This is a genomic window from Sphingobium sp. 22B (assembly GCF_001580035.1).
Lineage (GTDB): Bacteria > Pseudomonadota > Alphaproteobacteria > Sphingomonadales > Sphingomonadaceae > Sphingobium > Sphingobium fuliginis.
On the sequence record NZ_LTAB01000015.1, the window covers coordinates 47,652 to 70,892 of the forward strand.

General features: G+C 60.9%; 21 protein-coding genes. 10 read left to right on the forward strand and 11 right to left on the reverse strand.

Going from position 1 to position 23,241, the window contains the following annotated elements; genetic code table 11:
- The first annotated feature begins 12 nt into the window (after positions 1-12).
- The 7 genes from A0J57_RS14450 to A0J57_RS14480 all read left to right on the forward strand — a co-directional run bounded on the left by A0J57_RS14450 (position 13) and on the right by A0J57_RS14480 (position 8,223).
- Entirely contained in the window at positions 13-1,452 is a 1,440-nt protein-coding gene (locus A0J57_RS14450; RefSeq protein WP_061939281.1) for an aldehyde dehydrogenase family protein, read from the forward strand.
- 19 nt (positions 1,453-1,471) lie between these two features.
- Positions 1,472-2,926: a non-oxidative hydroxyarylic acid decarboxylases subunit C gene (locus tag A0J57_RS14455; protein ID WP_235600875.1), complete on the forward strand. Its 1,455-nt coding sequence runs from the start codon at positions 1,472-1,474 to the stop codon at positions 2,924-2,926.
- Positions 2,923-3,147, forward strand: coding sequence for a non-oxidative hydroxyarylic acid decarboxylases subunit D (locus A0J57_RS14460; protein ID WP_008828115.1), 225 nt, complete (start codon positions 2,923-2,925; stop codon positions 3,145-3,147). The genes A0J57_RS14455 and A0J57_RS14460 overlap by 4 nt, the downstream gene beginning before the upstream one ends.
- Positions 3,148-3,160: 13 nt before the next feature.
- Positions 3,161-4,627 carry an FAD-binding oxidoreductase gene (locus A0J57_RS14465; protein WP_061939285.1) on the forward strand — a complete coding sequence of 489 codons (1,467 nt, stop codon included), beginning with the start codon at positions 3,161-3,163 and terminating at the stop codon, positions 4,625-4,627.
- Positions 4,628-4,658: 31 nt separating this feature from the next.
- On the forward strand, positions 4,659-5,024 hold the full coding sequence (locus A0J57_RS14470) for a cytochrome c (RefSeq protein WP_008828113.1): 366 nt from the start codon (positions 4,659-4,661) through the stop codon (positions 5,022-5,024).
- A 272-nt stretch (positions 5,025-5,296) separates the two neighbouring features.
- A complete protein-coding gene (locus tag A0J57_RS14475) occupies positions 5,297-6,631 on the forward strand; it encodes an IS5 family transposase (RefSeq protein WP_061939287.1) in 1,335 nt (444 codons plus the stop codon).
- Between the two features lie 407 nt (positions 6,632-7,038).
- The gene (locus tag A0J57_RS14480) at positions 7,039-8,223 is read left to right on the forward strand and encodes an acyl-CoA dehydrogenase (protein WP_061939678.1); all 1,185 of its coding nucleotides are present in this window, start codon (positions 7,039-7,041) and stop codon (positions 8,221-8,223) included.
- 94 nt (positions 8,224-8,317) lie between these two features.
- Here A0J57_RS14480 and A0J57_RS14485 read toward each other — a convergent pair whose 3' ends face one another.
- The 10 genes from A0J57_RS14485 to A0J57_RS14530 all read right to left on the reverse strand — a co-directional run bounded on the left by A0J57_RS14485 (position 8,318) and on the right by A0J57_RS14530 (position 18,988).
- A complete protein-coding gene (locus A0J57_RS14485) occupies positions 8,318-9,493 on the reverse strand; it encodes an acyl-CoA dehydrogenase family protein (protein WP_031308881.1) in 1,176 nt (391 codons plus the stop codon).
- Complete coding sequence (locus A0J57_RS14490; protein ID WP_061939680.1) at positions 9,480-10,355, reverse strand: MaoC/PaaZ C-terminal domain-containing protein; 876 nt, start codon at positions 10,353-10,355, stop codon at positions 9,480-9,482. Before A0J57_RS14490 ends, A0J57_RS14485 begins: the two co-directional genes overlap by 14 nt.
- A 22-nt stretch (positions 10,356-10,377) precedes the next feature.
- A complete protein-coding gene (locus A0J57_RS14495; protein ID WP_061939682.1) occupies positions 10,378-11,238 on the reverse strand; it encodes a MaoC family dehydratase N-terminal domain-containing protein in 861 nt (286 codons plus the stop codon).
- A complete protein-coding gene (locus A0J57_RS14500; RefSeq protein ID WP_061939706.1) occupies positions 11,235-12,827 on the reverse strand; it encodes an acyl-CoA dehydrogenase family protein in 1,593 nt (530 codons plus the stop codon). The genes A0J57_RS14495 and A0J57_RS14500 overlap by 4 nt, the downstream gene beginning before the upstream one ends.
- A 2-nt stretch (positions 12,828-12,829) precedes the next feature.
- Entirely contained in the window at positions 12,830-14,044 is a 1,215-nt protein-coding gene (locus A0J57_RS14505; RefSeq protein WP_061939684.1) for an acetyl-CoA C-acetyltransferase, read from the reverse strand.
- The gene (locus A0J57_RS14510; protein ID WP_061939686.1) at positions 14,041-15,255 is read right to left on the reverse strand and encodes a CoA transferase; all 1,215 of its coding nucleotides are present in this window, start codon (positions 15,253-15,255) and stop codon (positions 14,041-14,043) included. The genes A0J57_RS14505 and A0J57_RS14510 overlap by 4 nt, the downstream gene beginning before the upstream one ends.
- Before the next feature lie 108 nt (positions 15,256-15,363).
- A complete protein-coding gene (locus A0J57_RS14515; RefSeq protein WP_008828105.1) occupies positions 15,364-16,533 on the reverse strand; it encodes an acyl-CoA dehydrogenase family protein in 1,170 nt (389 codons plus the stop codon).
- 10 nt (positions 16,534-16,543) lie between these two features.
- Positions 16,544-17,461, reverse strand: coding sequence for an SDR family NAD(P)-dependent oxidoreductase (locus A0J57_RS14520; protein ID WP_024018971.1), 918 nt, complete (start codon positions 17,459-17,461; stop codon positions 16,544-16,546).
- A 43-nt stretch (positions 17,462-17,504) separates the two neighbouring features.
- On the reverse strand, positions 17,505-18,032 hold the full coding sequence (locus A0J57_RS14525; RefSeq protein ID WP_229710705.1) for a TIGR02444 family protein: 528 nt from the start codon (positions 18,030-18,032) through the stop codon (positions 17,505-17,507).
- Between the two features lie 95 nt (positions 18,033-18,127).
- Entirely contained in the window at positions 18,128-18,988 is an 861-nt protein-coding gene (locus tag A0J57_RS14530; protein WP_008828102.1) for an alpha/beta fold hydrolase, read from the reverse strand.
- Between the two features lie 139 nt (positions 18,989-19,127).
- Here A0J57_RS14530 and hpaH point away from each other — a divergent pair, with 139 nt between their 5' ends.
- From hpaH to A0J57_RS14545, 3 genes are read left to right on the forward strand one after another with little or no spacing between them, the layout of a single operon-like run.
- Complete coding sequence (hpaH, locus tag A0J57_RS14535; RefSeq protein ID WP_008828101.1) at positions 19,128-19,943, forward strand: 2-oxo-hept-4-ene-1,7-dioate hydratase; 816 nt, start codon at positions 19,128-19,130, stop codon at positions 19,941-19,943.
- Between the two features lie 9 nt (positions 19,944-19,952).
- The gene (locus A0J57_RS14540; RefSeq protein WP_061939688.1) at positions 19,953-20,741 is read left to right on the forward strand and encodes an HpcH/HpaI aldolase/citrate lyase family protein; all 789 of its coding nucleotides are present in this window, start codon (positions 19,953-19,955) and stop codon (positions 20,739-20,741) included.
- Between the two features lie 4 nt (positions 20,742-20,745).
- Entirely contained in the window at positions 20,746-21,912 is a 1,167-nt protein-coding gene (locus A0J57_RS14545) for a CaiB/BaiF CoA-transferase family protein (RefSeq protein WP_061939690.1), read from the forward strand.
- Positions 21,913-21,921: 9 nt separating this feature from the next.
- On the opposite strand, the gene A0J57_RS14550 is transcribed toward A0J57_RS14545, so the two are convergent.
- Positions 21,922-23,154 carry a multidrug effflux MFS transporter gene (locus A0J57_RS14550; RefSeq protein WP_024018974.1) on the reverse strand — a complete coding sequence of 411 codons (1,233 nt, stop codon included), beginning with the start codon at positions 23,152-23,154 and terminating at the stop codon, positions 21,922-21,924.
- Positions 23,155-23,241: the final 87 nt, after the last annotated feature.

Sequence of the window (23,241 nt, forward strand, 5' to 3'; positions counted from 1 at the left end):
GGATTGACGACCATGACGCAAATTGAGCACTGGATTGGCGGCACCGCCGTGGCTGCAACGGGCGGGGCCTATTTCGACGATCTTAACCCGGTCGATGATTCGGTCTATTCCCGGGTTCCCGCCGGCACCGCGGAAGACGTGAACCGCGCCGTGGAGAACGCGCATCAGGCCTATCTCCAGCATCGCGATCTGCCCGCCGCAGTGCGCGAAGGGTGGATCGCGAAAGCCGCCGAAATCATGGAGCGCGATACCGCCAAATTCGCCGACGTGCTGGTCGACGAAATCGGTTCGCCGATCGCCAAGGCCGGGTTCGAAACCCGCTTCGCGGTCAGCTTCCTGCGCGCGGCGATCGGCGTGCCGCGCCGGATTCGGGGGGAAACGATCCCTTCGGACACCCCTGGGCGGTTCAGCATGAGCCTGCGCCAGCCGGTCGGTGTGGTCGCCGGGATTACCCCGTTCAACGTGCCGCTGATCAAGGGGATCAAACAGTCGGCCATGGCCCTGGCCACAGGCAACGCCTTCGTGCTGCTACCCTCGGAAGCCGCGCCAATGATCGCCGATCTGCTCGCTAAATTGTGGAAGGAGGCCGGCGTTCCCGACGGCTTGTTCAACGTGGTCTACGGCAATGGCGCGGAGATCGGCGACGTGCTGACCGGCCATCCCAAGGTCGCATCGATAACCTTCACCGGGTCCTCGCGCGTCGGCAAGCACATCGCCGAAATCGCTGCCCGCAACCTCAAGAAGTACACGCTGGAGCTGGGCGGCAAGAGCCCGCTGGTGATCTGCGCCGATGCCGATCTGGACAAGGCGGTCAACGCCGCGCTGTTCAGCATCTTCATGTACCAGGGCCAGGTCTGCATGGGGGCTTCGCGGATCTATGTGGAACGGTCGATCTTCGACCAGTTCGCCAAGGCCTTCGCCGCCGCGACAGGCCGCGCCAAGAGCGGCGACCTGCGCGATCCTACCACCATGCTGGGCCCGATAATTTCCGAACGCCAGCGCGACCGGGTCCGCCGCCACATCGACGATGCCCGGTCCAAGGGCGCAGAGCTGCTAGCCGGTGCTGAGTGGAACGGAAACGTATGCTCAGCGACGGTACTGCGCGGCGTTACAGCCGAAATGACCGTGTTCGAGGAAGAGACCTTCGGCCCGGTCACCTCGCTCTTTCCGTTCGACACAGTTGAGGAAGCCCTCGAACTCGCCAACAACACCGAATACGGCCTCAGCGCCTCGATCTTCACCCGCGATCTCGACAAGGCGCTGGCCTTTGCCCAGCGGGCCGAAGCGGGGATGGTCCACATCAACGCGCCGACCCTGCACGACGAGCCGCACGTTCCGTTCGGCGGAACGAAGGCCTCTGGGTTCGGGCGCGAAGGCACCGAAGCCGATCTCGAGATCATGACCGAATGGAAATGGGTCACGATCCAGTCGGCGACTGAGGGCGGACACTGACAGGCGGGAACGAATGACCATGAACGATCTCCCTAACCGCGTCCGCTCGATCTCGTCGTTGCGCGACTTCCTCGAACTGCTCGAGGATGCCGGCCAGGCGATCACCTGGAGCGATGCGGTGATGCCCGAACCCGGCGTGCGCAACATAGCCGTCGCCGCATCGCGCGATGCCAACGGCGCGCCGGCGATCGTATTCGACAATATCACCGGTTACCCCGGCAAGCGCTTGGCGGTGGGCGTCCATGGTTCGTGGGACAACATCGCCCTGCTGCTGGGCCGACCTAAGGGCACGACCATCCGCGAGCTTTTCTTCGAGATCGCCGGCCGCTGGGGCGATCAGGAAGCGCAAATCAGCTTTGTCCCAGAAGCCCAGGCCCCGGTGCACGAATGCCGGATCGAACAGGACATCAACCTTTACGATGTCCTGCCGGTCTATCGGATCAACGAATATGATGGCGGGTTCTACATCGGCAAGGCCTCGGTCGCCTCGCGCGATCCGCTCGATCTAGACAATTTCGGCAAGCAGAATGTCGGCATCTATCGCCTGCAGATCCAAGGGCCGGACAGCTTCACCCTGATGACGATCCCCTCCCACGACATGGGACGTCAGATCATGGCGGCCGAACGGGAAGGCGTTCCGCTAAAGATTGCGGTCATGCTGGGTAATCATCCCGGCCTTGCGGTGTTTGCTGCCACCCCGATCGGCTACGAGGAATCGGAATATTCCTATGCCTCGGCGATGATGGGCGCGCCAATCCGGCTGACCAAATCGGGCAACGGGATCGACATCCTGGCCGACAGCGAAATCGTGATAGAGGCCGAACTGCAACTGGGTGAACGCGAGCTGGAAGGGCCGTTCGGCGAATTCCCCGGTTCCTACAGCGGCGTGCGCAAGGCGCCGATCTTCAAGGTCACGGCGGTGTCGCACCGGCGCGATCCGATCTTCGAGAACATTTACATCGGGCGCGGCTGGACCGAGCACGATACGCTGATCGGCCTGCACACCTCCGCCCCGATCTATGCCCAACTGCGCCAGAGCTTCCCCGAAGTCACCGCGGTCAACGCGCTTTACCAGCACGGACTGACCGGGATCATCTCGGTCAAGAACCGCATGGCCGGCTTTGCCAAGACGGTCGCGCTGCGCGCGCTGAGCACGCCGCACGGCGTGATGTACCTCAAGAACCTGATTATGGTCGATGCCGATGTCGATCCGTTCGATCTCAACCAGGTGATGTGGGCGCTTTCGACCCGCACCCGTGCGGACGATATCATCGTGCTGCCCAACATGCCTGCCGTGCCGATCGATCCTTCGGCAGTGGTCCCGGGCAAGGGGCACCGCCTGATCATCGACGCGACCAGCTATCTCCCGCCCGATCCGGTGGGTGAAGCGCACCTTGTCACCCCGCCGACCGGGGACGAGATCGACGCCCTGAGCAAGCGGATCCGCGAAATGCAGCTGGGAGCCCTGTCATGACCACCACCGTCTGCGGGCGCTGCAAATCGAGCGGCGCTGTCACCGATCATCAGGGCAGGCAGGACGGCGCGGTCGTGTGGACGATCCTGCGCTGCCCGACCTGCAACTTTTCCTGGCGCGACAGCGAACCGGCCCGCGCTATCGACCCGGCTGTGCGCTCGGCCGATTTCGCCGTCGATGCCGGCGATCTCCAGCGTTATCCCAAGATTCTCCAGCAATAAGGCTCCCAACGCCATGATCGATCAAGCCCGCCAGACGGCCACGCTCGGCACCCTCACCCAGGCACTCGGCAAGGCCGCCGTCGATACCAGCCCGCAGACCCTGGCCCGCTATGCTGTCCCAGGGATGGCACCGGCAGGCGTGGTGCTTCCGGCCGATGAAGCCCAGCTCGCCAAGGTGCTGGAAGCTGCGCGCACCAGCGGCGGTGTGGTCCAGACGGTCTGCAACGGCGCCTACGGACTTGAAAAAGCCGTACAGGACAAGGTGATCGTGCTTGACCTGCAGAAGATGAACAAGGTCCTCGAGGTCAATGACGAACTGGCCACCTGCCTAGTCGAACCGGGCGTCACCTTCCGCCAGCTCGATGCCCACATCAAGGAAAAGGGAATTAAGCTGTGGGTCGACTTTCCCGGCAATCCCGATGAAAGCGTGGCCGCCAGTTTCATCAACCGCCGCCCCGGCTACACCCCCTATTCCGATCATTTCCTGATGCAGTGCGGGCTCGAGGTCATGCTGGCTGATGGCAAGATGGTGCGCACCGGCATGGGCGCCATGCCCAAGAGCACCTGCTGGCAGCTGTTCAAGTTCGGCTATGGCCCTTGGGTCGATGGCCTGTTCACCCAGTCCGATTTCGGGGTTGTGACCAAGGTGGGCATGTGGATGATGCCGCAGCCCCCGGCGCACCAGACCTTCATGGTCTCGGTCCCCAAGGAGGACGATCTGGGCGCGTTGTTGGACGTGCTCGGGCCGCTCAAGCTCAACATGGTGGTGGCCAATGGCGTCGCGGTGGGCAATGCGCTCCACGAAGCGGCCCTGCTCGGCAAGCGCCGCGCCGATTTTGAGGGCCAGGGGCCGATGGCGGCAAGCGCGGTCAAGGCCGCTGGTGAGGTGCTCGGACTAGGCTACTGGAACCTTTACGGCTCGCTCTATGGCCTGCCCGGCAACGTCGCGATCCTGTGGGACATGGTCAAGGGCGCGTTCTCGTCGATCAGCGGCGCAAGGGTGATTACCGATGGCAAGGGCATCGATCCCAAGCTGTGGGCCTGGCGGATGGGCACTATGACCGGTGTGGTGGCTGATCCCCCGGCCAGGATAGCAGGCTGGAGCGGCGACATGGCGCTTACGGTCAACCCAGTCAGCCCTGTGGATGGCGAGGAAGCCGTCAAGCTCTATGAACTGTCGCGCGATATCTGTGCCAAAAACGGCTTCGACTTCGTTGGCGAAACCACCGCGATCTGGCGTTCGGCCAACCATCGCCAGGTGCTGCCCCATGCCGCCGGGAAGGGCGAGGATGCGGTACGGGCCAAGACCTGCGCCGAAGCCCTGATCGCCGCGCAGGCCGAGGCCGGCTTCGGCCAGATCCTGACCGACCCCGGGCTGGGGGCGGCGGTTGCCAAGACCTATGAAAAGGGTGGCCGCTCGGCCCTGCATGCGCGGGTCAAGCAGGCGCTTGATCCCAACTCGATCTTTGCCTCGGTCTGAGCCGATGCGTCGCCATGCCTGCGGAGGTAAAATGAATAAGTTCCTCGCCCTTTCGCTTTTCGCTGCACTTGCTGCCTGTTCGTCCGCACAAGGCGAATCAGTGGTGGACGGTGCGGAGAATTATGAGCGTTACTGCGCAGGTTGCCACAACCCCGGCCCGGGCCACGGTGGCACCATGCTGCTGGCCGAAAAAGGTGCTCCGGTGCCTTCGCTCATCGGTCGCAAGGACTTAGATTACGATTACCTACATTCGGTCGTTCGCCAGGGCCTGATCGAAATGCCGCCGTTCCGACCGACCGAATTGTCGGACGCGGAGATCAAGCAGATCTACGATCACATCGTGGCGCAGAAGCTTCCCCCCGCAAAGGCCGAACCCGCCAAAAACAAGGCACTTTGAGGTCAAATCAAGCTGGGCGGAAAAGGTCGACAGGGTTCGTAAGGCTGAAATTGCTAGGGTGCCAACGGAGTATGCGGATAGCTGGTCGCCCGTGAAAAACGCTGAAAGCCCCAGGAATGCGTGAGCTTTGGCGGGTTTGAAGTAATCGGATTTGCAAGGTTCTGGGGAAATCGGGCGAAAAGCTTGCGATTTTGCGCGCCCGCGCACGTAGGGGCTTTTCTCGCAAATCGGGTCGTGATTCAGTGTGCTGGTCGACACGATGAGGTTCACCGATGCCGCCGAAGAAACCCGCCCCGCGCAGTGACGAGCTGTTCCGCAGTCAACTCGACAACATGATCGACATGGAACACGCGCTGGTGAAGTTGGCGGGGCTGATCGACTGGTCTCGGTTTGAAGCAGCGTTTGGTCGGTTCTATCATGAGAAGGGCCGTCCGGGCCTGTCGACGCGACTGATGGCGGGCCTGCATCTGCTCAAGCACATGGAGGGTCTGTCGGACGAGGCTGTCTGCGCACGGTGGGTGGAGAACCCCTACTTCCAGTACTTCTGCGGCGAGCAGTACTTCCGGCACAAGCTCCCCCTGGATCGCTCGTCGATGACGCGCTGGCGCGGACGGATCGGTGCCGACAAGCTGGAACTGCTGCTGGCCGAGACGCTGCGGGTTGCGATGGAAACCAGGGCGATGCCGCCGCAGGCTTGCGAGCGGGTGACGGTGGATACGACGGTCCAGACCAAGGCAGTTGGACACCCCACCGACAGTCACCTGTTGATGCGCGGCATCGAATGGTTGAACCGGCTTGCCCGAAAGCACAGGCTCAAGCTGCGTCAGTCATTCCTGCGCGTTGGACGCCAGGCCCGGCGCGATGTCTCGAGGCTGATCCACGGTCGTGGGCACAAGCAGGCCATGCGCTGGGTTCGCAAGCTGCGCACCTGGCTGGGCCGGCTTGACCGCGACATCGGCCGCAAGATAGCCGGGAACGAGGAACTCGAGACCGCCTTCGCCGTCGCTCGTGAGCGGGTGGCGAAGATCCTGACCCAGAAGACGAACAGCACCGACAAGCTTTACGCGCTGCACGCGCCCGAAGTGGAATGCATCGCCAAGGGCAAGGCGAGGACGCGCTACGAGTTTGGCGTGAAGACCTCGATCGCGGTCACCAATGCACGCACCGCCGGTGGCCAGTTCATCGTGGGAATGCAGGCTCTGCCCGGCAATCCCTACGACGGCCACACCCTGTCCGGGCAGATCGAACAGGTCGAGCGCCTGACCGGTGTCACCGTCGAGCGGGCCTATGTCGACCGGGGCTACAAAGGCCACAAGCATGGCGGAAAGGCTAAGGTCTACATCGCTTATACCCGCGGCATCGCCTCACCTACGATCAAACGCGAGCTGCGGCGGCGCAATGCCATCGAGCCGATCATCGGCCACACCAAATCTGATGGCCTGCTGGAACGTAATCACCTTGCCGGCGCCACCGGTGATGCCATCAACGCCATCCTGGTCGCCGCCGGACATAATCTGAGGCTGCTCGTCGCATGGCTGAACATGCTTTTGCGCGCCCTGCTCGCGGCTTGGCTTCCCGCTGTCCCGTCCGAAATGGCCCGTGCCTGAAGCCGTCGGGCACGTCCAAGGTTCGATCTATCCCGCCCCGAAAAGCAAATCGCGTTCTTCACGGCCGACTAGCTGGTTGCTTTGGTGAGCACGCACCTTGTGTTTGATAGTCGTCATTATCGATAGCTACGGTACACAAGTGATCGCTTAGTTACGCTGTTGTCTGGTTCCGCTCGCCGCACCACAAAAGCGCTTTCGGTCCAGCTTTCCTCGCTGGCCCGGTTGGCCTTGTGCTCGGCAGCGTAGCCTTCCTGGGAATTTCAGCTCGCTACAACCGCATGCGGGTATTTGCGTGGATTTTTTCACTTTCGGGATTTGTCCAACTCACAAGGTTCGCGGTAACGCTTGAAGAACTCCTCGCCATTACTGCATCTGAACCGAATGATATCATATGACGAGTGGAATTTATGATCGAGATGGCACGGTTTGATTGGAGCGATCCCTTCAACTTCGATGATCAACTGACAGAAGAAGAACGAATGGTGCGTGATGCGGCTCATGGCTTCGCGCAAGGGGAACTTCAGCCCCGGGTCATCAATGCCTTCCGCGAAGAGCTGGATGCAGCAGAGTTGTTTCCACTCATGGGACAAGCCGGCTTGCTTGGAGCGACGATCCCACAGTCTTATGGCGGTGCTGGAGCTGGCTATGTCTCCTACGGCCTGATCGCGCGTGAGATTGAGCGCGTGGATTCGGGCTATCGGTCAATGGCATCGGTGCAAAGCTCGCTCGTCATGTATCCGATTTTTGCTTTCGGCTCGGAAGAACAGCGGTTTAAATATCTGCCTGGCCTAGCCGCAGGCTCGCTGATCGGCTGCTTCGGCCTGACAGAACCTGATGCGGGATCTGATCCTGCGGGCATGCGCACAATCGCGAAGAGAATTGATGGTGGCTATGTCCTTTCCGGCATCAAAACATGGATTTCGAATGCTCCTTTCGCCGACGTCTTTGTTGTCTGGGCAAAGAGCGAAGCACATGATGGGGCCATTTGCGGCTTCGTGCTTGAAAAGGGCCTGAAGGGGCTTTCCGCTCCCAAGATCAAGGGCAAGCTCAGCCTGCGTGCCTCGACCACCGGCATGATCGTGATGGACGAGGTTGAGGTTGACGAAGAAGCCTTGCTCCCCGGGGTCCAGGGTCTCAAGGGCCCCTTCGATTGCCTAAACCGCGCACGCTATGGGATCAGTTGGGGAGCGCTCGGCGCCGCGGAATATTGCATGCACGCAGCCCGCCAATATGGACTTGATCGGCACCAGTTTGGAAAGCCGCTTGCCGCCAACCAACTCTATCAAAAGAAGCTCGCCGATATGCAAACGGACATTGCGCTAGGGTTGCAAGCCTCATTGCGTGTCGGCCGCCTAATGGACGAAGGCAGGTTCGCGCCGGAGATGGTCTCTCTCGTCAAGCGTAACAATGTCGGAAAATCGCTTGATATTGCGCGCCATGCCCGAGACATGCACGGCGGTAATGGCATCAGCGATGAATATCAAGTCATGCGGCACATGGTGAATCTGGAAACCGTCAACACCTATGAAGGCACGCACGATGTGCACGCGCTCATCCTTGGTCGAGCACTCACTGGCATTGCCGCATTCTAGGGCAGGCCACCTTTCTTCTTCAGTGTTGCGCTGCTTGGTCGCAGCAACAATCGTTGTGTCGAGTGAGCGGAAACGACGGAGCGTGGTGGCCGCCTCAATAGCTTCGCGGTAGTTTCAGGACATGCTCTGCGATGAATGACAATATGAGATTGGTCGAAACAGGTGCCACCTGATAAAGGCGGGCCTCTCGAAATTTCCGTTCGATGTCGTATTCCTCAGCAAAGCCATATCCGCCATATGTCTGGATGCAGGCGTTGCCCGCTTCGACTGCTACGTCCGCGGCAAGCATTTTTGCCATGTTCGCCTCGGGTCCATGTTCAAGCCCCGCTTCGTAAAGGCGCGCGGCCTCATGGACCATGAGCTCGGCAGCGCGCATATTTGCGTGGGCTCGCGCGATCGGGAAAGAGACGCCCTGATTCATGCCAATGGGGCGATCGAAAACCACCCGTTGATTGGCATAAGCAATGGATTTTCGGGTAAACCATTTTGCATCACCGACGCATTCGGCAGCAATAAGAACTCTTTCCGCATTCATGCCCGAAAGGATGCAATGAAAGCCCTTGCCTTCTTTGCCTAAGAGATTGGCGACCGGGATGCGCATCCTGTCGAAGAAAAGTTCCGTCGTGGCATGGTTCATCATGGTGCGGATAGGCCGGATCGTTAGCGAACCCGCGGTGCGAGCCTGATTCATATCGACGATGAATATGGAAAGACCGTCGGTTTTCTTCGTCACTTGATCGCGCGGCGAAGTCCGCGCTAGCAGCAGCATGAGATCGCTGTGTTCGGCGCGACTGGTCCAGATTTTCTGGCCGCTCACCACAAAATAGTCCCCATCGCGAACTGCCGTCGTCCTTAACGCAGTGGTATCGGAGCCGCTTCCCGGCTCGGTTACGCCGAAAGCCTGCAAGCGCAGTGCGCCGCTTGCGATCGCGGGAAGATAAAGGCGCTTTTGCTCATCCGATCCATGTCTGAGGATGATGGCCATGTTATACATCTGGGCATGGCATGCCGCTCCGTTGCAACCCATCGCTTGAATCGTCTCAAGGATGGCAACTGCAGCCGAAAGGCCCAGACCTGATCCGCCATATTCCTCGGGTATGAGCACCGAAAGATAGCCAGCGCTCGTCAACGCATCCACAAAGGAGGTCGGATATTCGCGATCAGCGTCGAGCTTGCGCCAATATTCACCCGGGAACTTTTCACACAGCCGGCGCACGCCGTCGCGGATTTCGTGAAAGTGTTGAGGTTCGAAAGGACTAAGAAACTGCATCGCCCTCATCCTGAGAGATTGTGAAAAACCCTTGATCTGCAACGATGACGTCGCGCTCGAGCACCGATGCCCGAAAAGCGCCATTATTCCAGATTTCGGTTCTGATGGTTTCACCAGGGAACACCGGCGCGGCGAAACGCAGTTGCACTGCGCGCAGGCGCTCGGCCTGGTAGCCAAGTCGCCCGCGGAGGATGGCGTGAACGATGATGCCCATCGTGCCCAAGCCGTGCAATATCGGCATCCTGTACCCGGCGCGCGCCGCGATTGCGGGATCGCTGTGCAGCGGGTTGAGATCTCCATTGAGACGATAGATCAGGGCCTGTTCGGGACCGGTCGTCAGGTCAATGACAAGACCGGCATTGCCTTCCGCCACGGGTACCGGCGAACTTCGCGGTGCTTCGCCTTCCCCTCCGAACCCGCCGCCGCCGCGAATGAAGATCGTACGTTCAAGACAGGCAAAGCAGGTGCCGCGATCATCGCGGATATTGGTTTCGGTGAATATCAACGCGGCCTTGCCCGCGCCTTTGTCGACAATGTGGGTGACGCGGGTTGTGCTTTCGACTTCGCCAGTTGCCGGAACCGGGCCAAGCAGTACCATGGATTGGCCGGCATGCAGGACGGAAACCGGATCTACACCGGAATCAGGGTGCCCCAGCCAGAACCCGGGACTCGCGAGAACGAGCGCCATGCCGGGCATGGCAACCGGTCCACGAAGGGGATCCACGAATGGCAGCTGCGCGAGGTCGGTAGGATCTCGCCCCATCCCGATCGATAAGGCGTAAAATGCAGCATCGCGTGGAGTGACGGTCTGACGAACCGCAGGAATACGAAAGTTGAGCAATTTTTGCGGATCGATTGTCACTTTCAATTTCCCTGGAAGGTGGTCAAAGGGTGGCGCTGGCAACCATGATCGGACGGCCATCGCGCGCATGGGCGACGAACTGAACACTATTGCCGTTCGCGCGAAGCGCCAAATGCAGTTCCTCGCCGCAGATCGCGGCAGACACCGCTCGGCAATCGAAGCACCGAAGCGCATTGTCGCCGAAGTGCTGCTGGGCGAGTTCCAGCAGCAGTGTCGCCGTCAACGGACCGTGAACGACGAGGCCGCGATACCCCTCGATTTCGCAGGTGTAGGCCCGATCATAATGAATCCGGTGACTGTTGAAGGTCAGCGCCGAAAATCGGAACAGCAAGGTTTCGGAGGGGACCAGCGCGCGGTGCGCAACCCATCGGGATCCGTCGAAGATCATGTCAGACGGCCTTGGCAGCTCTGCGGTGCCCAAAGGCATGGGATCCCGATAAACGATCGCTTGGGTTTCGCGAACGGAGAGTTCGCCTTCGCAGCGGGTTTCTTGTGCTATCTCGACGAAAACAAGCTTGCCGGTCGCCCCTTGCTTTTCGGCGATGGAATTGATCCGCGATCTGCGCTGCACCTTCTGACCGATGAGCAACGGCGAAAGAAATTCGATCTTGCTCGATGCCCACATCCGGCGCGACTGAGGAAGTGGTGGCATGAAGCTGCTTTCGCCGCCGCGCACCGGATGGCCATCCACGCTCAATGCCGCTGTTGGCGCGTCTGGCAGGCAAAGGCACCAATGATAGCCTTGCGGCACGCTGCCATCTGCCGGCGCAACGCGGTCGAAAGTCGCCAGCCACCGTCTTGCGGCAGCGAGTTCCAGATAGTCGTGACGCAATTCTTCACGACCGATCCAGCTTTGCCATTGTTCGTCTGGCTGGGTGGTCATAAATCATCTCCGGTCAGGCCGCGGGCAATCACCTGAGCCTGAATTTCCGCAGCGCCCTCGAAAATGTTGAGGATGCGCGCATCGCAAAGGATGCGACTGATCTCGTATTCAAGGGCATAACCATTGGCGCCGTGGATCTGCAGCGCAGCGTCGGCGTTCGACCAGGCGGCGCGAGCGGCAAGCAACTTTGCCATGCCGGCCTCAATATCGCAGCGCTTTTCCGAATCCCTGGCTCGCGCGGCAGCATAGCAGAGTTCACGCGCCATCACAAAATCGACAAGGCTCATCGCCAGCTTGTCCGACACGCGCGGAAACCCGACGATGGCCCTGCCGAATTGCTTGCGAACCAAGGCATAGTCGAGGCCCAGTTCGAGGGCCCGCCGCGCGACGCCGATAGCCCGCGCGGCGGTCTGGATGCGTGCGCCCTCGAAGGTACGCATGAGCTGCTTGAACCCTTTCCCCTCCTCGCCGCCCAGCAGGGCGTCTGCCGGCGCGGTCATGGCATCGAACTGCAGGGCATATTCGCGCATCCCGCGATAACCGGGGACCTCGATCTCGCTTCCGGTCATGCCACGGGCTGGGAAACCGTCATCGCTCGTGCCCCGAGGCTTGGGCACCAGCAACATCGACAGCCCGGCGTAACCCCTGGCTTCAGGTAATGTTCGCACGAGCATCGTCATCAGATCTGATCGGCTGGCATGGGTAATCCAGTTTTTCGCCCCGTTGATGACCCAGTGATCGCCGTCGTGCCGTGCACGGGTTTGAATGGAGCCAAGATCCGATCCGGTGTCGGGTTCGGTGAAGGCTGCTGACGGCAAAACCTCGCCGCTCGCGATCCTGGGCAGCCACCAGGCCTTTTGCGCTTCGGTGCCGTTCAAGCCGATCAGTTCGCCGGCGATTTCGGACCGCGTGCCAAGCGAACCCGCGCCAATCCAGCCGCGCGACAATTCCTCGGTTATGATGCACATCTTTAGCTTGCCAAGGCCAAGACCCCCATAGATTTCGGGTATGCAGACTCCGAATGTACCGAGATCGGCCATGGCCTGAATCACTGCCTCGGGGATCAGGTCATTCGCCAGATGCCATCCGTGCGCCTGGGGCACGATGACAGCATTGGTGAAGCGACGGTATTGCTCGCGGATCGTGTCGGCTTCGGCATCATCGAGCGACTCGCTTGGCCATTGCCCCTGGGCCAGGGCTGCGGCCACTTCGCCTCTGGTTGCCGCATAGTCCACATCGAGCAGGTCCGCGCACCGGTCGAAAAGCGTGCGGGCAGCGCTGCCAAGTCCGAGGTCGCCGGGGCGGAAGATTTCGTTCTGGCCCATCGGCAGGCCGCCACCGATCTGACCAATGCATTCAGCGAAGGCCAGAATGGCGATCCTGGCGTCAAGATCATTCTTGCTGCCCCTGGCCTCGGACCATTCGAGCACCGCTTCCAGCGCAGCCACAAGCGTGGCCACCCAGGCATAGCCGTGCGCGGCCCGCTGCTCCTCATCAATCCTTCCGGACACCAAGCGCGCGCCCAACGCTGCCTTGACCGAGGCGCGATAGTCTCTCGCGGCGTTCAGGGCCTGGCGCAGATCAGCCACCTTCAGGCCGCGCGCTCGAAGATTGCGGCGATGCCTTGTCCGCCGCCGATGCACATCGTCTCAAGACCGTAGCGGCCTTTCGTGCGCACAAGTTCGCGGGTAAGGTTGGCAAGAATACGACCACCGGTTGCACCGATCGGGTGGCCAAGCGATATACCCGAACCATTGACATTGAGGATTTCGTTCCGGCCGTCGTCATCCGACCAGCCCCATCCTTTCAGAACCGCCAGGACTTGCGGTGCGAAGGCTTCGTTCAGCTCAACCAGATCAATATCGCCCCAGCCAAGGCCGCTGCGGGCGAACAAGCGTTGCACTGCAGGAACGGGACCAATTCCCATGCGACTGGGATCACAGCCCGCCGCGGCCGAGCTATGATAAAAGGCGATCGGTTCCACCCCCAGTTCGTCGAGTTTGTCTTCGGCCACCACTAGGCAAGCGGCAGCGGCGTCGTTCTGCTGACTGGCGTTGCCAGCGGTCACGACGCCGCCCTCAATCGCCTTCAGCGCGCCGAGCGAAGCCATCGTCGCGTCGCCGCGATAACCTTCATCGTGTGCGAAGATGGCAGGCGCGCCCTTTCTTTGCGGCACCACAACCGGCACGATTTCGTCGTCGAACATTCCATTCGCCCAGGCGGCCGCGGCCCGCTGGTGGCTGCGCACGGCATAGGCATCTGCCTGTTCCCGGCTGATGTCATAATCCCTGGCAAGATTTTCGGCCGTTTCGATCATGCCGGAAATAACACCAAAACGCTCCGTCGGCTGAGACATAAGGCGTCCGCGCGTCAACCTGTCGTGAAGGGTGATATTGCCGGAACGCTTGCCCCCGCGAAGGTCGGTTGAATAATGTTCGACGTTGGACATTGATTCGACCCCGCCGGCGACAACAACGTCGGACATCCCCGTCTGCACCATCATCGCGGCGTTGACGATCGCCTGCAGCCCCGAACCGCAGCGCCGGTCGAGCTGATAGCCGGGGACTTCAAGCGGCAGGTCGGCAGCCAGCCATGACCAGTGGCCGATGGCCGGCGCCTCGCCGTTGCCATATCCCTGACTGAACACGACATCGTCAACCCGGGCGGGATCGATCTTCGTGCGCTCGATCAGGGCCTTGAGGATGACTGCGCCAAGCTCGCCTGCAGTCATCGGCGAAAGAGAGCCGCCAAACTTGCCCACCGCAGTGCGGATCGGCATGACAATGGCTGCGCGACGAAGGGTCATTTCGGGTCTCCACTCGCTATGTTGCCCACAATACCTGCGTCGATCAGGCGGGCGATTTCGGCGGCAGGCAGCGAGAGCAGATCCGCCAGGACTTCTTCGGTATGCTGGCCATTGTACGGCGCGGGACAAGGCTCCCGACGGTGCATTTGAGGAACGGTGGCGAATGTGCCCGCGGCGGGATAGTCGAAGCCGCTGGGATTTGGCACCGTCCCGAAAATCGGATTGTTCGCTACCAGCGCTGGATCGTGAACCGCATCAAGCATCCTGCGATAGGGCGAAAAGACGATTCCCCCCGCATCGAAGGCAGTGGACAGATCGGCGTAATCACGCGAACGGATTGCCCGTTCAAACAAGGGATAGAGCATGTCACGCAAGGTATATCGGAGGCCGTCATCCTGTTCGAAAGAAACACCGCGCTCTTGTTCGATGGCCGCAACATCTTCGGAAAGGCCCAGCGCCCCCAGCAAATGGGCCCACTGGCGATGCGTGGCAACGACAATCATTGTCCGCACCCCGTCGCGCGTGGTGAAGTCGCGACCGAACAAACCATAAACTGCATTGCCAAGGCGCGGACGATCCCGGCCCGTATAGAGCATTTCTGCAAGTCCACCGAGGTTGGCGACCGTGCCAATCGCCACGTCTGACAACGGCAGCCGGATCTCGCATCCTTCGCCACTGGTGCTTCGCCACTGCATCGCGGCAAGCATGGCGAATGCTCCGTATGCGCCGGAAATGAGATCCCATGCGGGCAGGACATGATTGACCGGATCGGGGCCCGTTCCAGTCAGCATAGGGTATCCCACGGCATTGTTTATGGTGTAATCGAGCGCGGGCGAGCCATCGGCCCATCCCATTATCCGCAAGGTGACAAGATCCGGACACCCCTGCGCGAGGAGGGCATGGGACAGGAAACCATCCACCGGAAAATTGGTGATGAACTGGCCGGTTGCCCTCACGAGTTCCTGCACTATTTCACGCCCCTCAGGCCTGCGAAGATCAACCGCGACTGACTTTTTTGCACGATTGAGATTCTCCCAATAGAGCGAATCATTCGCCGCCGTCACAGGCCAGCGCCGGTAATCGGGGCCGCCGCCAATCTGGTCGACGCGTATCACCTGTGCGCCAAATTGCGCGCAATAAAGGCCCGCCGTGGGAGAGGCGACGAATGACGATGCCTCAATGATCGATAGGCCATCGAGAAAATTATACATGGCGTTTGATCCGGCCCGCAGGCGAATTGGCCATGCGCCAGGGCGGGGCGGAATGAACCCCCTGGCCGCCCATGGTGCAGCCTGCGGATGAAGTGCAACCCACGAAGGTCAATTCGCCGCCGCAAATTCACGCAGCATGTGCTTAGCGATCTGGAGTTGCAGGATCTGGGTCGTGCCTTCATAAATCCGATATATGCGCGCATCGCGGAAGAAACGTTCGGCATCGTATTCGGCAAGATAGCCGGCACCGCCGTGGATCTGGACGCAGGCATCCACCACGCGGCCGCACATTTCTGTCGCGAAAACCTTGAACGCCGCTGCTTTGCGCAAGATGTTCTCGCCTGCGTCGGCGCGCCGAGTGACATCGTCCATCATGCATTCGGCGGCATAGATTTCGATCTCGCTCTGGGCGAGCATCTGCTGGATCAACTGGAAGTTGGCAATCGGCTCGCCGAATGCCTTGCGCTCGGTCGCGTATCGGATGGCGCTATCCAGCGCCCGGCGGGCATAAGCGGTCGCTGCGGCGCCCACCGACATCCTGCCGTTGTCGAGGCTCATCATCGCGAATGCGAAGCCCTTGCCAAGTTCGCCGCCGAGCAGAGCCTCGCTGCCAACGTGGACATCTTCCAGCCCGATATCGGCGATATGGCTACCCGACTGGCCCATCTTCCTGTCCGACTTGCAGATCGTCACGCCGGGTATGTCAAGCGGGACGATGAATGCCGATATATGGGCGTTTTTGGGCAGATTTTCCATGGCCGTCCGCGCCATGATCAGTCCAACCTTCGCAAAGGGCGAGTTGGTAATATATCGCTTGGTGCCATTGAGAAGCCAGCCGTCGCCGGTCGGCACCGCAGTCGTCTGCAGACCCGCCGCATCTGATCCCGAACCCGGTTCGGTCAGGCCGAAAGCGGCGATTTCACCCGCGGCAATGCGCGGCAGCCATGCAGCCTTCTGCGCTTCTGTTCCACCATTCTTGAGGGCTGAGGCGAACATGCCGACATTGATCGAGATGATCGAGCGGAATGCCGGCATCGCATAACTTAGCGTGTGCATGGTGCGGATATACTGGCTGATGTTCATGCCGGCGCCGCCATGCTCTTCCGGTATGGTCAATCCAAACAGACCCATGTCGCGCATCGCTTCGAGGACGTTTTCGGGGATGAGGTCGGTTTCAATAATTTTGCGCTCGACAGGAATGAGCCGGTCGCGCACGAAGCGTTCAAGCTGTATCAAGAATTGTTCGAAGACTTCTGCATCCATGCCGGCGTTGCTCATCGGTTACCTGTCAGATTGGATCATAAGGAAAGACATGCGCCGAGACTTCATCGGCGCGCGCGAAGCTGCTGCGAAACGAAGGTACAAGCTCGTGGGCAATTGCCTCCGGCGTCCAGCCTTCGACCTTGGTCATCGACCGGATCGGCCGGGGCTTGCAAAACAGGGCGATTTCATTCTTGCGAACCGCGAAAATCTGGTTGGTCACGTCCTTGGATAGGTCGGATGCCAGATAGGCAACCAACGGCGCGATCTTGTCTGCCGACATGGATTGCAACCGTTGGACACGTTCGTGTTCGGCAGGCGTTGTCGCGGGAATTGACGAGGTCATGCGGCTCCACGCAAAAGGCGCGATGCAGTTCGAGCGGACGCCAACTCGCGCCATGTCGAGCGCGATAGACTGCGAAAGCGCGACGACGGCCAACTTTGCCGCCGAATAGTTCGCCTGCCCGATGTTGCCGATCAGACCGCTCGTCGAAGTGAAATGAACGAAACTGCCCGCCTTCTGTTCACGAAAATAGGGCGTGGCGGCCTTGGAAACGTTGAAGACACCAGTAAGATTGACCGCGATGACGCTGGTCCAGTCCGCGTGACTCATCTTGTGCCAGATGCTGTCTCGCAAGATGCCTGCATTGTTCACGACCGCATCGATTCGGCCAAATTTCCGTACCGCATCCTCGATAATGCTCTGCGCCTCCGCCGGATCTGCAACATTACCGAAGTTGGCCGCCGCTTTGCCCCCGGCACCGATGATGTCGTTAGCGGTGTTCTGAGCGAATGCGGTATCGCCGCCGTTGCCCGCCTGCGCCACGCCAGGATCGTTGACGATAATTGCCGCCCCCTGCGCGGCGCAATACAACGCCAGTTGGCGACCTATTCCGCGCCCGGCACCAGTGATCGCGACAACTGATCCATCCAGGCACCGATCCATATCCCGTTCCTCAAATGCAATTAGCCCGACAGGCAGGACTGGCTCAATGCCAGGCTCTGGCAACAAGCTCACCCAGTTCCTCTGCCACTCCGCCAGATGTGCTCGCCAAGGTACAATAGTTGGCAAAGCTTGCCTGGACTGCTGCTTCGGACGACTCGGCACGGGTCAACTGGTCCAGGTCCAGCCCAGCGAGCATTTGGGACTGGACCAGACGTTCACCATGCAACTCTGCCGTCTTCAGCGCCGCATAGGCTGCGGCGTTAATTTCCGACTCAGGCGTACATTGGCACCACTGCTTCATCCAGCGCCGCACCGAACGGACCGGTTGCACGAAGCGTTCATTCGCAGTTGCTGCCGAGTGCTGCGCGGCCTCGATGTCCGAAACAGCGAGAATGGTGCAACGCGCCCCTGCCAACCAAAGGCAAAGCAACACCGTGTTGACGTCACACCCATGCTGATCCTGCAAGGCAAGGCAGGAAGCTGCCACGCCCGGCTTGGCATAAATGTGTAAGGAATAGTCCCATAACGCCGCCGCGTGCTGCTCCACCTGAATTGAAGCTTCATCACCCACTGGCGGCACGGCCGGGCCTTGGTCCGACCGTGCCGAAGTACCCAATCGCGGACCTTGGTGAAAATGCTGACCAGACATGCAACGAGGCCAACCGCCTAGAACGTGCGGGCGCCGAAATGGATTTCCATCATCGGACGCATGACATCCCACCGTTCCAGCTGCGACCAGTGGCCCGAACGGTCGAGAACGTACAGTTCGGCATGCTTGAGATGCTGGATCAGGTATAGGCTGGTGTCGAGCGGCACCACCCGGTCCTGACGGCCATGGAAGATCAGCACTTCGTGCGGCATTTTGCCCAGCAGTTCGGGCGGCATGTTGAGCGTCTCAATGCCGTTCTTCATCGAATCGATCATCTTGACCGCGGTCTTCATGATTCCCGGATCGGTGGCGATCTTGTAACGGTTCTCGACGATTTCCTCCATGCCTTCGAACTTCTCGGCATCGTAGGCGAAGCTGTGCATCACCTGGCGATAGCGGGCATATCGTGGGTCGGAATAGAACGAGAGCAGGCGGATCAGTTCCGGGGTGCGCGGGCCGGGGGCTCCGATCGAACCCATCAGCACCACCTTGTCGATTGTGTCGGGCTCCTCGCTCATCATTTGCAGGGTCAGCGCGCCGCCCATCGAATTGCCTACAACGTGGGCCTTCTTCACACCGAGCGCCTCAAGCAGGCCAAAGCACTGGTCGACCCGGGTGCCGATCCAGCCCATCACGCTGTCAGGCCACGGATCGGGAATCACCGACTGGCCGAAACCGATCAGGTCGGGCGCGATCACGAAGAAGTTTTCGGCGAGGTCCGGCATCAGGTGATACCAGTTGGATGCGGCATGTGCGCCCGGACCCGCACCGTGAAGCAGCAGAATTGCCGGCTTGGACGGATCGCCCGCCAAGAGGGTGTGCGAGGTCAAGCCGCGGCCCGTGATCTTTTCTTCCCTGATAACCCCTTCAGCAGCCATGACATTCTCCCATGTGATCCTGACGATATATTCGCGCGACTCCTTGCCGGAGTTCACAGTCAATTTTGCCGGAGCCTAAGATATCGTTTGACATTGTGCAATGAGTTTTCCCAAGTGTTGCGCATTGGGAGCAGGACACATGACAGGCGAGACATTCGACGATCGACTGGTCGCGCAATTGGCGCAGGAACTCGACCATGCCGAGCAGACCCGCGAACGGATCCGGCCGTTCTCCGTGCGCTATCCAGGCATGCAGATCGAGGATGCCTACCGCATCAACCAGGCCTGGGTCGATCTCAAGCGAGAGCGCGGCCGGGCCGTCTTTGGTCACAAGATCGGCCTGACCTCGCGCGCGATGCAGCAGGCAGCCGGAATCACCGAACCCGATTACGGCACCTTGCTGGATGACATGGTGTTCGAACAGGGCAGCGACGTGCCGACCGCCCGGTTCATCACGCCCAAGGTCGAGGTCGAACTGGCCTTTGTGCTCGGGCGCCGCCTGGAAGGAGCACAGACGACGATTTTCGACGTCCTGAGCGCCACCGACTATGTGGCTCCGGCAATCGAGATCATAGACACCCGGGTGCATCCCAAGGATGCCGAAACCGGAGTGGCGCGCAAGGTCCTGGATACGATCAGCGACAATGCCGCCAATGCCGGAATCATCGTCGGCGGTCTGCCGGCGAAACCCGACGGGCTCGATCTGCGCCGCATCGGCGCCCTGCTCAGCCGCAACGGGGTGATCGAGGAAACCGGCCTTGCGGCAGGGGTGCTTAACCACCCCGCCAACGGCGTCGCCTGGCTGGTACGGCGGCTCGCGCCTTGGGGGCAAGGGCTCGAAGCCGGAGAAGTCGTGCTTGGCGGATCGTTCACGCGCCCGGTCGAAGCGGCGCCGGGCGATGTCTTCAACGCCGATTTTGGCGAGTTTGGTTCAATCGGGTTCCGGTTCGTTTAAGGGGCGAAAATGCAGACACCGGTCAACCGCTTCAAGGCGGCCTTGCGCGAAGGTCCGGTCCAGCTTGGCTTCTGGTTGGCCCTGGCCCATCCAGACATTGCCGAAATCTGCGCGGGCCATGGCTATGACTGGCTGCTGATCGATGGCGAACATGGCCCGCAAACCCTGCCCGGCATCGTCGCGCAGCTGCGTGCGGTCGAGGCGACGCCGCCGTGTTCGGCGATCGTCCGGATTGCCGGCCACGATCCGGTAGCGATCAAGCAGGTTCTCGATCTTGGAGCGCAGACTCTGATGGTTCCGATGGTCGAGACCGCCGAACAGGCCCAGGCCATCGTAACTGCGTCCCGCTATCCGCCTGCAGGCGAACGCGGCCTCGGCGGCGCCCGTGCCGCGCGCTGGGGTGGCTATCCTGCCTATGTCGCAGAAGCCAATGCGCAGGTTTGCATCATCGCCCAGATCGAGACCGCGACCGCCGTCGACAACATTGAGGCGATCGCCGCAGTGGACGGAATCGACGCGCTGTTCCTTGGACCTGCGGACCTGGCCGCGACCGAAGGTTTGCTGGGCGCAATCAATTTCGATGCCCTGTTCAAGCTGACCGGCGAAGCACTGGCGCGGATCGTCTCAACCGGCAAACCGGCCGGGATCCTTTCGCGCGACGAACGCCTCGTCCAGCAGTTCCTCGATGGCGGTGCCCGCTTCATCGCCAACGGGATCGACAGCTTCACCTTGGCCAAGGGCGCGGGCGACGGACTCCGGGTCTGGCGTGAGCGTATCGCGGCACAGGGCGGCAACTGAGGCTATGGCAAAACCGGCTTGGCAGACGCCTCGTTCCAGTGACCCGGTCAAACCGCTTGATGGCGTCCGGGTGCTTGAATTAGCCCGCATCCTGGCTGGCCCATGGTGCGGACAGCTGCTGGCGGACCTTGGCGCCGAAGTGATCAAGATCGAACGGCCCCGTGTAGGAGACGATACGCGGCATTGGGGGCCGCCGTTCGTGACAGCGGAAGATGGCACCAATTTGGGAGCGGCCTATTTCCATTCGACCAATCGCGGCAAGCGGTCTTTCGCAATCGACATCGCCAGCGCGGAGGGCCAGGCCATCATTCGCGAACTGGCAAGCGGCGCAGACATCGTGATCGAGAACTACAAGGTCGGCGGGCTGTCGAAGTACGGGCTTGACCATGCCGCGCTTTCCGCACTGAACCCGCGCCTGATCACCTGCTCGATCACAGGGTTCGGACAAACCGGGCCTTACGCCCACCGCGCAGGCTACGATTTCATCGCCCAGGCCATGGGCGGCATGATGTCGATGACCGGCGAACCCGATCGCGAACCGCAGAAGGCGGGCATCGCCGTGGCCGATCTGTTCACGGGCATGTACAGCACGGTGGCGATCCTCGCTTCGCTCAACCGCCGGGACCACACCGGCAGCGGCGCCCACATCGACATGGCACTGCTCGACACCCAGGTGACTGTCATGGCCAATCAGGCGATGAACTGGATGACATCGGGTAATGTGCCGCGCCGGTTCGGCAACGGTCACGCCAATCTGGCACCCTATCAAGCCTTCCCCACGCTTGACGGGCCCTTGGTGATTGCGGCCGGCAACGACGGCCAGTTCGCCAGCTTGTGCCGCGTTTTGCGGTGTTCACTGCATGAAGACCCACGCTTCGCCACAAATCCTGCCCGTCTCTCGAACCGGGCGGAACTGGTCACAACGGTCGAGGGGCGCACGGCCCAGTGGAACCGACAAGCGCTGTTCGACGCGCTTGAAGAGGTTGGCGTGCCAGCCGGACCGATCAACGAACTCGACGAAGTGTTCGCCGATCCGCAGGTCGTCGCCAGGGGCCTCGCCGCAATGGCCGGAGGGCGCAAAGGCGTCGCCAGCCCGATCGTGATCGACGGGGTGCGAATGGTTTCGAATCTGGCCGCGCCGGGAAGTCCCGAGCCGGTCGGAGACGAATAGGCGGCGCAGTCAGTTCGCAGCCTGAACCGGTATAGGTCCCCCGAACAATCGCCAGCCTTCGCTGAACAGTACAAGCACGATGGTCACGCTCGCCACCCCGAAGAACGAATAGGCCAGAGGCAGCGGGGAACCATTGTAGGCCTGCCCGATTAGTGCGCCCAGCCCCGCGCCAAGCACCAAACGGAAGAACGTCTGAACAGAGGCCGCGGCCCCGGCCACCTTGCCGAATGGCTGCAGGGAAATCGCGGTGAAATTGATGAAGACCGTGATCAGCAAGCACATGTTCGCGGATGTCAGAAGCACGAACTGAAGCAGGGTTTCGCCCGGTCGGGATGCCACATAGATCTGGCCGATCGACACAAGGAAATGGCACAGGATGGCGGCATGGCCGATCCCCCGGATGCCGAAACGGTGTACGATCGCAGAATTGGCAATGCTGGCCAGCATCATCGAGCCCGCCATCAAGCCAAAGATTACCGAATAGGCCCCGCCGGCCCCGAAATGTTCGCCGATCAATTGCTGCGAGCTGTTGATGAAGCCGAAGTGAGCGCCGAAAATCAGGGCCATGCCAATGACGTAACCGATCGACCGGCGATTTGTCAGAACGAGGCGGATGTTGCCGAACAATTCACTCGCACCATGAGACTGCCGCCGGGAAAGCGGCAGCGTTTCTTCCATGCGGAAGAAATACCAAGCTGACACTCCCATCGACAGCACCCCGATGACGATGAAGACGGCACGCCAGCCGAGCGCTGTAAAGATCACATAACCCAAACTTGGGGCGAGGGTCGGGACTGCCATAAACAGCATCGCGACAAAGGCCTGCAGCTTGGCCATGTCTTCGCCCTGATAGCGGTCGCGAACGATCGCCAGAGGAAGGACGGTCAGGGCGGAAGAGGCACAGCCAAGCAGCGCGCGGGCCGCCAGCAGGACCGAAAAGTCAGCCACGAAAGCACAAAGCAGATTGATCAGGGCGAACAGAACCATGCAAACCAGCAGGACCGGCCTCCTCCCAAGCCGGTCGGAGATCGTCCCCGGGACGAGCGAAAACAGGCCCGAGCAGATCAGGAAGGTGCCGATGACCCATTGCCGCTGGTTTGAACCGCTTGCTCCCAGATCGGTTGCCATGGCACCCAAAGCCGGAAGCAACGTTGTAAACCCAAGTGACTGCAATGCCTGGATCATCGCCATCATGGCGATGAACTCCCGTTTGCCGATTGGCTCTTTATCGGACAGCGACAACGTTCATACCTTCCGGATGGTCGGGCCTGGCAGCGCCCCCGCCATGAAGCCGGTCCACCAATATGGAGGCCCGTCCACTTCTGATGT